General features: G+C 71.4%; 13 protein-coding genes. 6 read left to right on the top strand and 7 right to left on the bottom strand.

Features of this window, described 5'->3' with window-relative positions; all coding sequences use genetic code 11:
• Positions 1-45 precede the first annotated feature (45 nt).
• The 3 genes from AC3WLB_RS19975 to AC3WLB_RS19965 all read right to left on the bottom strand — a co-directional run bounded on the left by AC3WLB_RS19975 (position 46) and on the right by AC3WLB_RS19965 (position 3,907).
• Positions 46-678: a TetR/AcrR family transcriptional regulator gene (locus AC3WLB_RS19975; RefSeq protein ID WP_492508985.1), complete on the bottom strand. Its 633-nt coding sequence runs from the start codon at positions 676-678 to the stop codon at positions 46-48.
• Between the two features lie 56 nt (positions 679-734).
• Positions 735-3,059: an MFS transporter gene (locus AC3WLB_RS19970; RefSeq protein WP_492508983.1), complete on the bottom strand. Its 2,325-nt coding sequence runs from the start codon at positions 3,057-3,059 to the stop codon at positions 735-737.
• Positions 3,060-3,181: 122 nt separating this feature from the next.
• Positions 3,182-3,907: an alpha/beta hydrolase gene (locus AC3WLB_RS19965; RefSeq protein WP_492508981.1), complete on the bottom strand. Its 726-nt coding sequence runs from the start codon at positions 3,905-3,907 to the stop codon at positions 3,182-3,184.
• 229 nt (positions 3,908-4,136) lie between these two features.
• On the opposite strand from AC3WLB_RS19965, the gene AC3WLB_RS19960 reads away from it, so the two are divergent.
• Positions 4,137-5,117 (top strand): AraC family transcriptional regulator, encoded by a 981-nt coding sequence (locus tag AC3WLB_RS19960; protein ID WP_492508979.1) that lies wholly within the window; start codon positions 4,137-4,139, stop codon positions 5,115-5,117.
• Positions 5,117-5,869 carry a helix-turn-helix domain-containing protein gene (locus AC3WLB_RS19955; protein ID WP_492509037.1) on the top strand — a complete coding sequence of 251 codons (753 nt, stop codon included), beginning with the start codon at positions 5,117-5,119 and terminating at the stop codon, positions 5,867-5,869. The genes AC3WLB_RS19960 and AC3WLB_RS19955 overlap by 1 nt, the downstream gene beginning before the upstream one ends.
• On the opposite strand, the gene AC3WLB_RS19950 is transcribed toward AC3WLB_RS19955, so the two are convergent.
• The gene (locus AC3WLB_RS19950) at positions 5,853-6,419 is read right to left on the bottom strand and encodes a DUF6023 family protein (RefSeq protein WP_492508977.1); all 567 of its coding nucleotides are present in this window, start codon (positions 6,417-6,419) and stop codon (positions 5,853-5,855) included. The two genes, AC3WLB_RS19955 and AC3WLB_RS19950, sit on opposite strands and share 17 nt — an antisense overlap.
• Positions 6,420-6,498: 79 nt before the next feature.
• Positions 6,499-7,638, bottom strand: coding sequence for a hypothetical protein (locus AC3WLB_RS19945; RefSeq protein ID WP_492508975.1), 1,140 nt, complete (start codon positions 7,636-7,638; stop codon positions 6,499-6,501).
• Positions 7,639-7,807: 169 nt separating this feature from the next.
• Here AC3WLB_RS19945 and AC3WLB_RS19940 point away from each other — a divergent pair, with 169 nt between their 5' ends.
• Positions 7,808-8,875, top strand: coding sequence for a threonine aldolase family protein (locus AC3WLB_RS19940; protein WP_492508973.1), 1,068 nt, complete (start codon positions 7,808-7,810; stop codon positions 8,873-8,875).
• A gap of 34 nt (positions 8,876-8,909) precedes the next feature.
• Here the strand turns inward: AC3WLB_RS19940 and AC3WLB_RS19935 are convergent, their stop codons facing one another.
• Together AC3WLB_RS19935 and AC3WLB_RS19930 are read right to left on the bottom strand one after the other, a co-directional pair.
• A complete protein-coding gene (locus tag AC3WLB_RS19935; RefSeq protein ID WP_022896157.1) occupies positions 8,910-9,155 on the bottom strand; it encodes a hypothetical protein in 246 nt (81 codons plus the stop codon).
• Between the two features lie 43 nt (positions 9,156-9,198).
• Positions 9,199-9,837: a hypothetical protein gene (locus AC3WLB_RS19930; RefSeq protein ID WP_492508971.1), complete on the bottom strand. Its 639-nt coding sequence runs from the start codon at positions 9,835-9,837 to the stop codon at positions 9,199-9,201.
• 76 nt (positions 9,838-9,913) lie between these two features.
• On the opposite strand from AC3WLB_RS19930, the gene AC3WLB_RS19925 reads away from it, so the two are divergent.
• From AC3WLB_RS19925 to AC3WLB_RS19915, 3 genes are all read left to right on the top strand, one after another.
• Complete coding sequence (locus AC3WLB_RS19925; protein WP_492508969.1) at positions 9,914-12,208, top strand: heavy metal translocating P-type ATPase; 2,295 nt, start codon at positions 9,914-9,916, stop codon at positions 12,206-12,208.
• Between the two features lie 2 nt (positions 12,209-12,210).
• Positions 12,211-12,531 (top strand): metal-sensitive transcriptional regulator, encoded by a 321-nt coding sequence (locus AC3WLB_RS19920; RefSeq protein ID WP_492509035.1) that lies wholly within the window; start codon positions 12,211-12,213, stop codon positions 12,529-12,531.
• Positions 12,532-12,595: 64 nt separating this feature from the next.
• Positions 12,596-13,270: a DedA family protein gene (locus AC3WLB_RS19915; RefSeq protein ID WP_492508967.1), complete on the top strand. Its 675-nt coding sequence runs from the start codon at positions 12,596-12,598 to the stop codon at positions 13,268-13,270.
• Positions 13,271-13,352: the final 82 nt, after the last annotated feature.

Here is a 13,352-nt window from a genome sequence, read left to right as displayed (position 1 = left end):
GAACGCGAACGCGAACGCGAACGGGAACGCGGGCGCGGCCGCGGCTCAGGCGGCCTGCGGGGGGCGCAGACTGGCGAGGAGCTCCTCCACCAGCGCGTCCCATTCGGCGCGGCCCCTCGCGTCAAGCTTTCCGCCCGTGCGCCGGAACCAGTGCCGGCCGATCACCACGAGACCCGCCGTCAGGAACTGCACGAGCAGTTCCGAGCTCAACGGGTTGGCGCCCGGGTTGCGGTCGTGGACGTCGTGGATGAGGTCACCGGTCGCTCGTTCGAGGGCGGCTTGGGAGAGCATCCCCCGCTTGGCGCCCTTGCTGCCAGGAGCACCGAGCGTCTGCACGACGGCGACGATCACCGGCGGGATGTCGGTCGATCGCACCGCCCGCGCGATGTCCTCGTACACCGACCCGGCGGACGCCGACGCGGGCGGGTTCGCCCGGATGGCGTTGCGGAACTGATCCACCACCACCAGGATGTCGGTCTCGCAGACGGCGACGAGCACGTCGTCGAGCGAGGCGAAGTGGTTGAACACGGTGCGCCGGGCGATGTCGGCCCGGTCGGCCAGCTCGTCGACCCCGAAGGTCGGTCCCCCGCGTTCGCGGATCAGCTCCCGGGCAGCGGCGAGGATCGCGTCGCGGTGGCGCGCCTTGAGCGCCGCCCGACGATCCACTCCGCTGCTCATCACCACAGGCTATCCGCTCCGATCGCCGGGCCTGCGTCGAGCGTCGACGACGAGGTTCACAGCGCGAGGGCGTCGAGGATGAACCGGTGGATGCGCGCCATCGCGCGCCGCCCTTCCGGGGCCGGCAGCTGGATGAAGCCGTGCGCGCCGCCGGCGACCTCGACCAGCTCGGTCGCCACCCCGTCCTCGACGAGCTGGCGGTGCACGGCGCGCGCATCCTCCAGCAGCGAGTCGTGCGTACCCACGAGCACGAGCGTCGGCGGGAAGCCCGCGAACGAGCCGAACACCGGCGACACGAGCGGGTCGTCGAGCTCCAGCGCACCGGCGTAGAGACGGGCACTGCGCGTCAGGCCCTCCCGCGTGAGCACATCCCGCCCCCGGTTGAGGTCGTAGCTGGCGCTCGTCTGGGTGAGGTCGGCCCAGGGCATGACGGCGGCCACGACGGCCGGCATCGGCAGACCCTCGTCGCGGATGCGCTGAGCGAGGGAGAGGGCGAGCCCGCCGCCCGCCGACTCCCCGACGATCGCGATCGGGCCGCTGCCGATCAGCGACCGATAGACGGCGAGCGCGTCGTCCACGGCGGCGGGGTACGGATGCTCCGGCGCCAGCCGGTAGTCGACACTGACGATGTCGACGGGGTGGCGCCGGGCGAGGTCGGAGTGCGCGCGGCCGAAGGTGGCGCTCCCGCCGACGTAGGCGCCACCGTGCACGTGCAGCACCCGGGCCGTGGCGGCGCCCGCCGTGAAACGGCGAACGGGTACGCCGTCGATGACCTCGTGGAGCTCCTGCACCCCGCGAGCGATCTTCAGACGGTTCTCGACGCCCTGCGTGATCTCCCGCGACCGCTCGAGGGTCGGCGCCGACTTCGCCATCCGCTTGCTCATCGAGAGCATGAGGCCCTGCGTGGCCCGGAGACGAAGGCTCCCGGCGGCGGATGCGTCGCCGTCGACCGAACGCACCCGCACGAAGAGCCCGAGCAGGGCGAACACGAGGCTGAGTGCACCGCAGATCGCCCAGACCGCGATGAACTGCACGGCGGATGACCCGTCCACCGTCAGCGAGGCCATCACGAACGCGAAGAATGCGCCCGCGACGGCTCCGGCGGCGGCACGCGCCGTGTTGTACAGGCCCGAGGCGATGCCCACCGCATCCGCCGGCGCCATGCGCACGATGACGGCGGGGACGACGCTGAGCAGCAGTCCGTTGCCGAGCCCGGTGATGACGGCGGCCGTCAGGAAGACGACCACGGATCCGGCCGACAGGAGCAGCAGGAGGTAGGCGCCCGCGACGAGCACGCCGGAGATGAAGATGGTGGCTCGCACGCCGAGGATGCGGGAGACCCGATCTCCGCTGAAGGCCGTCACGATGGTGCCGACGGTCGTGAGGATCACGATGAGTCCCGCGGTGGCGGGCGTGAACCCCAGCCCGAAGCCGTCGACTGCGGGGTCGGACAGCGCGAAGACGGTCGTCGCCGTCGTGCTGCCGAAGAACTGCGCGCCGCCGAGGAACGCGATGAGCAGCGGCAGTCCGACTCCGCCCCTGGTCAGCACGGCCATGTCGACGAGGGGGCTGCTCACCCGGTTCTCGACGAGCACCCACACCACCAGCAGCACGAGACCGACGCCGATGCCGATGAGTGTGCGCGGGTCGGTCCAGCCCCACGCCGGCGCGTTGGCGAAGGCGCCCAGGGTGGTCAGGAGGCCGATGCCGAGCAGACTCGCCCCCGCCCAGTCGACGCCGCCGGATGCGCGCACCTTCGTCTCCTTGACGAAGAAGATGAGCCCCGGCACGCACGCGCCGATGACCAGAACGGGTATCCACAACGTCGGCCCGAGATCACCGAACGCCTGCAGCACCAGGCCGGCGCCGATGCCGCCGAGCGCACCACCGATCGTCGCCGAGCCGACCAGGCTGCCGACCGCCTTGCCGGAGGATTCACCGGCCCGCTCCCGCACGATCGCGAACGACAGCGGGAGGAACGCGGCCAGCGGCGCCTGCAGCGCGCGGCCGGCGAGGAGGACGCCGTACGAGGGGGCGAGGGCGATGAGCGCCGTGCCGAGGGTGACCGCGATCGCGGCGTAGATCGACAGCCGGCGGTGGCCGTACACGTCGCCGAGCTTCGCGAGGATGGGCACGAGGACGACCGTGGCGAGCATGTAGATCGCGTTGACCCAGTTCAGCGCGGCGGTGCTCACGGCGAACTCCCGGCCGATCTCGCTCAGCAGCACGATGTACCAGGCGCTGAGGAGTCCGGTGGCGAACTGCAGGAACGGGAGGAAGCCCAGCGCCGCTCGCGGCGAGGCGGCGGGGCCCGGTTCGGCCGGGCGCGGCTCGGCAGGGCGCGGTTCGGCAGGGCGCGGTTCGGCGGGGCGATCTGACATCGGTGTCTCCGATCGGTTCACGGTCTGCCGCGACACCGTGCCGGACCATGCCGGGTCGGCTCGCGATTGATAGTTACACTAGGTGCATCGTTACTCTCAGTGCAACCATCAATCGCGACCGCTCAGGCGTCCGCCGCCAACTCGTCGATGGCGCTCTGGATGAACGCCGCGACCTCCTCAGGGTGACTCTGCATGGCGAGGTGCGGCGCATCGAGCTCGATCTGGCGGCGCATCCCGGCGCGGGTGTACCCGAAGCGCTCGACGTCGGGGTTGATGGTGCGATCGGCGCTCGACACGATGCCCCACGCAGGCTTCGTCTTCCACGCCGCGACCGGCGCGGCCTCCGAGAACGCGACGGCCGCGAGGGGGCGCTGCGACACCGCCAGCACCTGCGTGCGCTCCTCCGGCACCCCGCCCGCGAACACGGCGGGGAAGGCGTCGATCTTCACCGAGACGTCGGTTCCGGGCTCGGCGCCCTCGATCGGGTACGGCGAGTACACGAGGTTGGCAGCGAGCTCCGAATCCGGGAAGCCGCCCTGCAGCTGGCCGAGACTCTCACCCTCGTCGAGCGCGTAGCCGGCCACGTAGACGAGTCCCACCACGTTGTCCGCGGCACCGGCGACGGTGATGACCGCCCCGCCGTAGGAGTGCCCGGCGAGCAGCACCGGCCCGTCGATCTGCTCGACGAAAGAGCGGATGTAGGCCGAGTCGCCGATGAGACTCCGGTTGAACACCGGCGGAACCAGCACCGTGTGCCCTGCATCCAGCAGCGCACGGGTGACGGGGGCCCAGCTCGCGGCATCGGCGAAGGCGCCGTGGACGAGCACGATGGTGGGGCTGTCGGTCATGTTCCTCTTCTTTCTGTCAGGCAAGGAGTCGTGCGGATGCTCGGCGCACCGCTGATCGGTGCTGTCACTGTGCCTCGCGGCGGTGCGAGCGCCGCGAGGTTTGCGCATCCGGTGGCGAAGCGTGCAGAAAAAGCCGATTCTGCCGACCCGTTTCCCGGCAGCCCGACAGCGAGGGCCCGAGTCTGTGGAATCATCGATCCACGAACCCCACCGCCCACGAGGAGGGCACGTGCGCCTGCCGTCCAACCCCGCCTGCGTGCTCGTGCAGATGAGCGCGAAGACACTGCTCGACGTCCCCGCCTACCGCCGCATGTCACGGCAGCAGTTCGGCGACCTGGCCATGTCGCGCATCGCCTCGGTGCCGCAGAGCGTCACGGCGCTGCTCGACGAGGTCCCCGCTCAGGCGGCCGAGTGCGTTCAGGTGCAGCTCGTGCACGCGGGCTCGCTGATCCTGGAGCAGGACGACCGGCAGACGAGCGTTCCGGCCGGCGGCATCGTCGTGTACGACGTGAGCAGGCCGTTCGAGTTCGTGTATCCGGAGGAGTTCCGCACCACGATCGTGCAGCTGCCCGCCTCCGCCACGGGAGCGTCGTCGGGCCTCATCGCCGGCCTGACGACGAGCGGCGTCACTCGGCACTCGGCTGCCGGTGCGGTGCTGAGCGGTCTGCTGCGGGGGGCGGATGCGCAGAGCGGAGACCTCGGCGAGAACAGCCGCACTGCGCTGTCACGCGCCATCGTCGACGCGGTGCGGATGCTGACGCGCGAGTATGCGGGCGAGGTCGGCACCCTCGATTCGGGCCGGGCGTGTCTGGCCGAGGCGGCGCGCACGGTCGTGCGCCGACAGCTCGGCGATCCGGGCCTTTCGGCGCTCGCGATCGCGCAGCAGCTGCACGTCTCGGTGCGCACCCTGCACGCGGCGTTCGAGGACGAGCGGGAGACACTCGGCCAGACGGTGCGGCGTCTGCGGATCGACCGCGCCCGGCACCTGCTCGAGACGACGACGCTTCCCGTGCGGCGGATCGCCGAGAGCATCGGCTACCTCGATGTCACGCACTTCATCCGCACCTTCAAGACGGCGGAGGGCGTGACGCCGGCGCAGTGGCGACGACGACGGGTCGGGGCGGCAGAGGAGTCGGGCGGGGCCGGCGTGGGGCAGATCCCCACCGGGCGCCGCGGCGGCCCGCCCGTGTCCGACGGCGCGCGATCGTGATGCGCGGTGCGCCGGTGCCGGAGACGGTGCGGGTGGTGGCGCCGGGCGGGCTCGGGCTCGCGGATGCGTCCTGGGTTCACGTGATGGGCACCACCCTCCGGCTCGTGCCACGCCTGGTCGACGACACCGACGATGCACCGCGGGCAGGCACCCGCCCACCCGCGGAAGCGGGGTTCGACACCGAAGCCCTCTGGCTCACCCGGGCGGAGCGTGCCGTGCTCGAATGGGTGCCCCTCGATGGAACGCGGGGGCTGGGCGCGGCCGTCGCCGCCGTGCTCGGGAGCATTCTGTCGCCGCACGCCGACGCATCCGTCGTGCTGCTGCGACACCAGGCGCTCGTGACGGTGCGCGGGCTGCTCTCGGCGGCGGCGAACGAACGCGTCGAGGCCGACGCGGCCCCGGCGACACCCGGCCAACAGCTGGTGGTGCGGGCGATGCAGGTGGTGAACGCGCGCCTCGACGACCCGTCGCTCACCAGCGCCGCGGTGGCCGACCAGCTCCGCGTGTCGCTGCGCACCCTCCAGGCTGCATTCCGCGAGTCGGAGGCCGCGCTGACGCCGTTCATCGGTGCGCTGCGGCTGGAGCGGGCGCGGCTCGAGGTATCGGCGCTCCAGACGCTCACCCGGTCGGATGTGGCGGCCTTGGGGGCGAGGTGGGGCTTCCGCGGTGCCACCCACTTCGTTCGCGCCTACGAGCGCCGCTACGGTGCGCGCCCGGGCGCGCTCGCCGCGGAGGTCAGTCGACGCGGGTGACCGACAGGGCGTAGATCGTCGGCTCGCCCTCGTGCCGGAGCGTCGTGACGAGGCCGGCGACGGGGATGACCGCGTCGAACGCGATGGTGGCGTTGCTGCACGTGGCGCCGTCGCCGGCGGTCGCACCATCGATGGTCATCACCGTGGCGGTGATCGTCCCCTCTCCGCGACAGGCGAGCTGCAGCTGGTAGCTTCCGGGTTCGAGGGTCTCGTCGGTCGACACCAGCTGGCGAGCCGAGTGCTCGCTCATCCAACCCGACGAGCTGCTGCGATGGCCCACCGACCCGCTCGCCGGCACAGCCTCCCGCGCCCACTCCGGGATGTCGTCGGCGGGCATCGGCAACCGGGCCTCCTCGGCGGCTGCACGCGGGTCAGGGGTCTCGATGAGGCCCGGCGCCGGCGTCGACGAGACGCTCGGCGACGGCGTCGAGGCGGCGGTCTGCGACTCGGTGCCTGCGCCGGCAACGCACGAACTGAGCGCCCCGGCGGCCGCGATCACGGCGGCGATCGGGCCGGTGGTGCGGATGGCGGTGGTCATCGTGGCGTTCATGCCCATGCACGGTAGACGCCGAACATCGACGCGTCATCCGAGCGGCCGCACGGCGTCGGTGCTATGGGTCCGGCGCGGCTCAGCGGTTGTCGACCACCGACATGAAGCCGGCGAATGCGAAGATCGCAGGCACGACGTAGAGCAGCACGAGCGCCAGAATCCACCCGATCAGGCCGAGAACGGGCCAGAGACCGCGACTGCGGTACCCGTTGCCGAGCCGACGGCCGTCGGGCCCGATCATCCTCGTCGGGCGCCGGTGCCGGCCTTCAACCCGGTCGTCGCGATAGCCGCCGGCCTGCTTGACCAGACGCGGCACCACGCCGTTCAGCACCGTCTCGACGCGCTGCCACGCGGCCGGGTCGGAGTAGTCCGCGGCGAACGGGGTGGAGAACACGACCCGATCGTCGATGATCTCCACGTCGAATCCCGCAGCGTGGTCGATGAGCGCGGCCATCACATCGGGCGTGAGCGCGTAGAGGGCGTCGGTGCCGTAGCCCGTCGGCGCGTAAGCGGCGAAGTGCCGGTCGAAGTCGCCCTCGAGCGAGAGCCGCTGGCGGCGATCGACGCTCGTCGGCAGGTCTCCGGCCGACCGGCCGTTCGCCAGGGCGTCGAGGTAGAGGTGCGGCAACGGCGAGGGGAGGGTTGCGGCGAGATAGCCACGGGTCACGGGCTTGCCGTGCAGGCCGGTGCGGAACACCAGGTTGCCGAACTCCACCTGCTCGCCCGTGCGCGCCACGAAACGCGGGTAAGCGGATGCGTGCCGCGTCGGCTGGGCGATCAACACGGGCAACGGCGACCGGGCGCTCGGCCGTGACTGGAAACCGTTGGCCAGGGCGGTGAGGGTCTGCCGCCAATCCGCGAGCCGCGCCCGCGCCGACGGCGGTCGTCGCGCCCAGCGGCGCAGCAGCACCGCACCGGCGACCGCGGCCGCGAGAACGAGCACGGCGATCGCGAGGTCGCGCCAGTCGGCCGGACGGGTGCTGTTGTCGCCGTACCCGTCGACCCGGATGCCGATCACCATGAACACCACGAAGCAGTACCAGAGGATGAGGCTCCACACGACGTGCACCAGCATCTGACGCCAGGTGGGCACCCAGGAGGGACGGGACGTCCGTCGCTGCGTCGCCATGGCCGCCGCCACTTCGGCCGGCGAGGCGCTGAGCCAACGGGTGTCCAAGCCGATCCGGTCCGTCGGCAGGGGGCGGCGCGTCTCGGGCATGCTCTTCACCGTACCGAGTCGCCACGGTCACGGCTCGTCGACCGGTGCGGCGCCGCCCTGCGCATCCGGTGCCGAAATCGGCGTGCTGCGCGCGAACTCCACCGTTTTCGCCTGCAGAACGCACGCGGCGAGCGCCGGATGCGCGGTGCCGGTTTGAGAGACTGGGAGGGTGACCGAGACCTCCGCCGCCCCCACCCTGCACGACCGCGAGTATCGGGGGTTCGCCTCCGACAACTACGCCGGGGCGCACCCCGAGGTGCTCGCGGCGATCGCCGCCGCGAACGGCGGGCACCAGATCGCGTACGGCGAAGACGTCTACACGGCGGAGTTGCAGAACGTGGTGCGTCAGCACTTCGGGGGCCAGGCGGAGGCGTTCCCGGTGTTCAACGGCACGGGCGCCAACGTCATCGGGCTGCAGTCGATGCTGCCGCGCTGGGGTGCGGTGGTGTGCTCGACGACCGCGCACATCCACACCGACGAGAACGCGGCACCCGAACGCGTCGCCGGGCTGAAGCTCCTCACCGTGCCCACACCCGACGGCAAGCTCACCCCCGAACTCATCGACCTCGAGGCGTGGGGCTGGGGCGACGAGCACCGGGCGCAGCCGCTCGCGGTTTCGATCACGCAGACCAGCGAGCTCGGCACGGCCTACACCGCCGACGAGATCGCGGCCATCGCCGACCACGTGCACGAGCGCGGCATGAAACTGCACCTCGACGGCTCGCGCATCTCGAACGCCGCGGCCTCGCTCGGGCTGCCGCTACGGGCGTTCACCACGGATGCGGGGGTCGACGTGGTCTCGCTGGGCGGCACCAAGAACGGGCTGCTGTTCGGCGAGGCGGTCGTGGTGCTGAATCCCACGGCGGTGGATGGTATTCCGTTCCTGCGCAAGCTCGACATGCAGCTGGCGTCGAAGATGCGCTTCGTCTCGGCGCAGCTGATCGCGCTCTACGGCGGCGACCTGTGGTTGCGCTCGGCCTCGCACGCCAACGCGATGGCGCAGCGGCTGCGCCAGGCCGTGGCCTTCCTGCCGGGGGTCACGCTGACCCAGGAGACCCAGGCGAACGCGGTGTTCGCGATCGTGCCGCCCGGGGTGGCCGACCGGCTGCGCGAGTCGTTCCGCTTCTACGACTGGAACCCAGCGACCGGCGAGGTGCGCTGGATGTGCGCGTTCGACACCACCGAGGCCGACATCGACGCCTTCGCGGCGGCGCTGCGGCGCGAACTCGGGGCGTAGGGCGGCTGCTCGGCGTCGTCCACCGCGATTCTGCTCAACGGCGGCGGCGAGCCGCTCGGTTGAGCGCGGCGATCCGGCGCGAGGTCACGATCGCGACGATGCCGGCCGCCACGAAGACGGCGAGGCTCACGCCGAGCGTGATGTCGAGCACGACACCGGTCGCCGCGGAATGCTGGGGATAGAGAAACACCAGCGACGCGAGCGCGCCGAGCGCGCCGAACACCACCACGACGAGAGTTGCGAGGAACAGTCGCGAGAGACGGGTGTGCTGGGGGTTCATCGGGGCGATTCTAGTTGACGCTGATCAAGGATGTCCGTGCCGGTCACGGCTCGTCAGGAGGCGCCGGGGTACAGCCCGAGGGCTCCGAGTTGCCGCTGATCGTGAAGTCATGGCAGGTGAGGAACTTCGACTGGTTCACCCCCAGCAGAAAGGATGCGACGGCGATCGCCAGCACGGCGCCGATCACCACGAGACGGCGCGGCCACGAGATGTCCTCCGCGAACTCGGGCCAGATCATGCGCACGAGCACCCAGATGGCCGCCGGCACGCCCAGGATGCCCACGCCGATGCCGAGGAGCGTGACCAGCCCGACGGCAAAGTTGTCGTCGTTGCCGGTGTCGGAGACCACGAATTGCAGCACGAGCCACAGGCTCGGGATGAGCAGCGCCAGCGCCCGCCACACACGCGGTCTTCCCCGTGGCTGGATGAGCACCACGATGAACGCGCCGGTGGCGGCGGCCCAGACGGTGAGCATCTGGTCGAAGAAGAAGTCGCCCCAGGCGCCGAGGGTGAACGCCGGCCACCACACGGCCACGCTCATGCCCACCACGATGACGCCGGTGATGCGCGAGCGAGCGTCGGTGCGACGCGCTTCATGCGCGGCGGCGGCCGCCGTGCCCTCCCCTGCGGGCGCCGCGGCGCTCTCATCCGCCGGAGTCGCCGCTCCCTCATCGCCTGCCACGCGCTCACGGTATCACCCGGTGGGCCCGGGGCGAACGTCGGTTGTGTAATACCCCTAGGGGGTATAGTTTCGCACCATGAGTCACGAGTCCGAGCCCCGGTCGGCTGCCGCCGACCACAGCGCCCACGTCCACGCCGGCCACGACCACAGCGAGCACGCGGGGCACGACCACAGCGAGCACGCGGGGCACGACCACAGCGAGCACGCCGGGCACGGCGGCCACGACCATGCCGGGCACGGCGGCCACGGCGACCACGTCGGGCAGTTCCGCCGTCTCTTCTGGCTGATGCTCGTGCTCGCCGTGCCGGTGGTCGCCTTAAGCTCGACCTTCTCGATGATCGTCGGCTACCGCATCCCCGAGTCCGGCTGGACCACCTGGATCTCCCCCGTCCTCGGCACCGTCCTCTTCGTACTCGGCGGCCGCCCCTTCCTCTCCGGCGGGGTCGCCGAACTCCGCGCGCGCCAACCCGGCATGATGCTGCTCATCGCCCTCGCCATCACGGTCGGCTTCCTCGCCTCGTGGGGCGCCACCCTCGGCCTCCTCGACGAGCAGCTCGAGTTCTGGTGGGAGCTCGCCCTTCTCATCGTCATCATGCTGCTCGGCCACTGGATCGAGATGCGCTCCCTCGCCCAGACGACCTCCGCGCTCGACTCGCTCGCCGCCCTGCTCCCCGACGAGGCCGAGCGCATCGACCCTGACGGCTCGACGGAGACCATCCCGCCCGCCGACCTCCGCATCGGCGACCTGGTCATCGTGCGCCCGGGCGGCCGGGTACCCGCCGACGGCGAGATCGTCGAGGGCACCGCGGATGTCGACGAGTCGATGATCACCGGCGAATCGCGGCCCGTCGAACGCGGCCCGGGCGAGCACGTCGTAGCCGGAACGGTCGCCACCGACTCGGCCCTGCGCATCCGCGTCACCGCCATCGGCGACGACACCGCGCTGGCGGGCATCCAGCGGCTCGTCACCGAAGCCCAGAACTCCACCTCGCGCGCGCAGCGCATCGCCGACACCGCGGCGGGCTGGCTGTTCTGGTTCGCGCTCGGTTCGGCCGTCATCACCGCGATCGTGTGGACGCTCGTCGGCAACCCCGACGACGCGGTCATCCGCACCATCACCGTGCTCGTCATCGCATGCCCGCACGCCCTGGGGCTCGCCATCCCGCTCGTCGTCTCGATCGCCACCGAGCGCGCGGCGAAGGCCGGCATCCTCGTGAAAGACCGTCTCGCCCTCGAGACCATGCGCACCGTCGACACCGTGCTCTTCGACAAGACCGGAACGCTCACGAAGGGCGAGCCGGCGGTCACCGCGGTGGTCGCCGCACCGGGGCACGACGAGGCCGAGGTGCTCGCACTGGCGGCGGCGGCCGAAGCCGACAGCGAGCATCCGCTGGCCCGGGCGATCGTGCAGGAGGCCCGGATGCGCGGCCTCACCGTCCCCGCCGCCACCGGCTTCCAGGCATCGACCGCGGTGGGCGTCTCCGCACAGGTCGAGGGCGCGACCATCCACGTCGGCGGCCCGGCGCTGCTCGCCGAGCACGGCACCGCCGCATCCGTCCTTCCTGGCGCGACCGCCCCGGCGACCGAGCCCGATTCGGCGCGGACTTCTCCAAACGAAACGTTCACCGACGCCCAGAGCAGCTCGGCCGACACCACGATTGGAGAAGTCCACGACCCGCACGCGGGCCAGACCGTGTTGCACGTGCTGCGCGACCACGAGGTGATCGGCCGGATCGCGCTGGCCGACGAGGTGCGCGCGGAGTCGCGCGAGGCCGTGGCGGGGCTACGCGCCCGCGGGATCGACGTCGTGATGATCACGGGCGACGCCGAGTCGGTCGCCCGGGCGGTGGCCGCCGAGCTCGGCATCACGCGCGTGTTCGCGGGGGTGAAGCCGGGCGACAAGTCGGCGAAGGTCGCTGAGCTCCAGGCCGAGGGCCGCACGGTTGCGATGGTGGGCGACGGGGTGAACGACGCCCCGGCGCTCGCCCGGGCCGACGTCGGCATCGCGATCGGCGCCGGGACGGATGTCGCCATCGCCTCGGCCGGGGTCATCCTCGCCAGCGACGACCCACGATCGGTGCTCTCGATCATCACCCTGTCGAAGGCGAGCTACCGCAAGATGACGCAGAACCTCTGGTGGGCGGCCGGCTACAACCTGCTGTCGGTGCCGCTGGCAGCGGGCGTGCTCGCGCCGATCGGCTTCGTGCTGCCGATGGCGGTCGGGGCGATCCTCATGTCGCTCTCGACCATCATCGTGGCGCTCAACGCCCAGCTGCTCCGCCGCCTCGACCTGCGGCCGGCGGCACTCGCGGGGCCGGGGTCAGCGGTGGCGTCGCATCCGGCCGCCCGAGCGGAGAGAATCGGAGCATGACGATGGACACGGATGCGCCGCACAGCGACACCGAGCACGCCCACCACGGCTACATCTCGAACAAGGACGACTACCTCAAGCGCCTGCGCCGCATCGAAGGCCAGGCGCGGGGCCTGCAGAACATGGTGGCCGACGAGAAGTACTGCATCGACATCCTCACGCAGGTCTCGGCCATGACGAGCGCGCTCGAGTCGGTCGCTCTCGGGCTGCTGAACGATCACCTGAACCACTGCGTCGTCGAGGCCGTGGCCGAAGGCGGGGAGGTGGCGCAGGCGAAGCTCAAGGAGGCGTCGGACGCCATCGCGCGACTCGTGCGGTCCTGACTCCGACGGCTCCGGCGGGCCTCGCGCTCAGGGGCGGCTCAGGGGGCATCCGTAGCGTGGAGGCATGAGCGCAGGGGTGAGCGTCCAGATCGGCGTGCGGCAGAACGGGGGCGGCGAGGGCAGTCTCGGCCCGATCGGCGACTGGGTCGTGTCGCTGATGGAGGCGCTCGGCGCGGTCGGCGCGGGACTCGCCGTCGCGATCGAGAACCTGTTCCCGCCCATCCCGAGCGAGGTCATCCTCCCGCTCGCCGGCTTCGCGGCCAGCCGCGGCGAGCTCGATCTCACCCTCGCGATCATCTGCACGACGCTCGGCTCGCTGCTCGGCGCGCTCGCCCTCTATGGGCTCGGCGCCTGGCTCGGGCGAGAGCGGATGCGCCGCATCGCCCATCACCTGCCGCTCGTCGACGTGCAGGACGTCGACCGCACCGAGGACTGGTTTCGCCGGCACGGCTCGAAGGCGGTGTTCTTCGGGCGCATGATCCCGGTGTTCCGCAGCCTGATCTCGATTCCGGCGGGCATCGAACGGATGCCCGTGTGGAAGTTCGCCCTGCTCACCACCGCGGGGTCGCTCCTCTGGAACACCGCGTTCATCCTCGCCGGCTTCTGGCTCGGCGAGCAGTGGCACCTCGTGGAGCCCTACGCCGACGTGCTGCAGTGGCTCGTGATCGCCGGCGTGCTCGCCGCGCTCGCCTGGTTCGTCGTCACCCGCCTCCGCAAGCGCCGCGCCGGCATCCGCTGACCCTCCTCGCGACCCGTCAGTTTTGGCCCCAAAACGCGGGTTTTAGGGCCAAAATCGACGGGTCGCGAGGAGGAGGGGCGGG

This window comes from Herbiconiux sp. FW305-C-125 (genome assembly GCF_058783455.1).
This window is presented reverse-complemented; position numbering and strand designations above follow the sequence as displayed.

Bases quoted from the DNA above. Each gene is read 5' to 3' on its own strand.
- AC3WLB_RS19975 (WP_492508985.1), bottom strand. From the start codon at position 678: ATGAGCAGCGGAGTGGATCGTCGGGCGGCGCTCAAGGCGCGCCACCGC.
- AC3WLB_RS19970 (WP_492508983.1), bottom strand. From the start codon at position 3,059: ATGTCAGATCGCCCCGCCGAACCGCGCCCTGCCGAACCGCGCCCTGCC.
- AC3WLB_RS19965 (WP_492508981.1), bottom strand. From the start codon at position 3,907: ATGACCGACAGCCCCACCATCGTGCTCGTCCACGGCGCCTTCGCCGAT.
- AC3WLB_RS19955 (WP_492509037.1), top strand. From the start codon at position 5,117: ATGCGCGGTGCGCCGGTGCCGGAGACGGTGCGGGTGGTGGCGCCGGGC.
- AC3WLB_RS19950 (WP_492508977.1), bottom strand. From the start codon at position 6,419: ATGAACGCCACGATGACCACCGCCATCCGCACCACCGGCCCGATCGCC.
- AC3WLB_RS19945 (WP_492508975.1), bottom strand. From the start codon at position 7,638: ATGCCCGAGACGCGCCGCCCCCTGCCGACGGACCGGATCGGCTTGGAC.
- AC3WLB_RS19935 (WP_022896157.1), bottom strand. From the start codon at position 9,155: ATGAACCCCCAGCACACCCGTCTCTCGCGACTGTTCCTCGCAACTCTC.
- AC3WLB_RS19925 (WP_492508969.1), top strand. From the start codon at position 9,914: ATGAGTCACGAGTCCGAGCCCCGGTCGGCTGCCGCCGACCACAGCGCC.
- AC3WLB_RS19920 (WP_492509035.1), top strand. From the start codon at position 12,211: ATGGACACGGATGCGCCGCACAGCGACACCGAGCACGCCCACCACGGC.
- AC3WLB_RS19915 (WP_492508967.1), top strand. From the start codon at position 12,596: ATGAGCGCAGGGGTGAGCGTCCAGATCGGCGTGCGGCAGAACGGGGGC.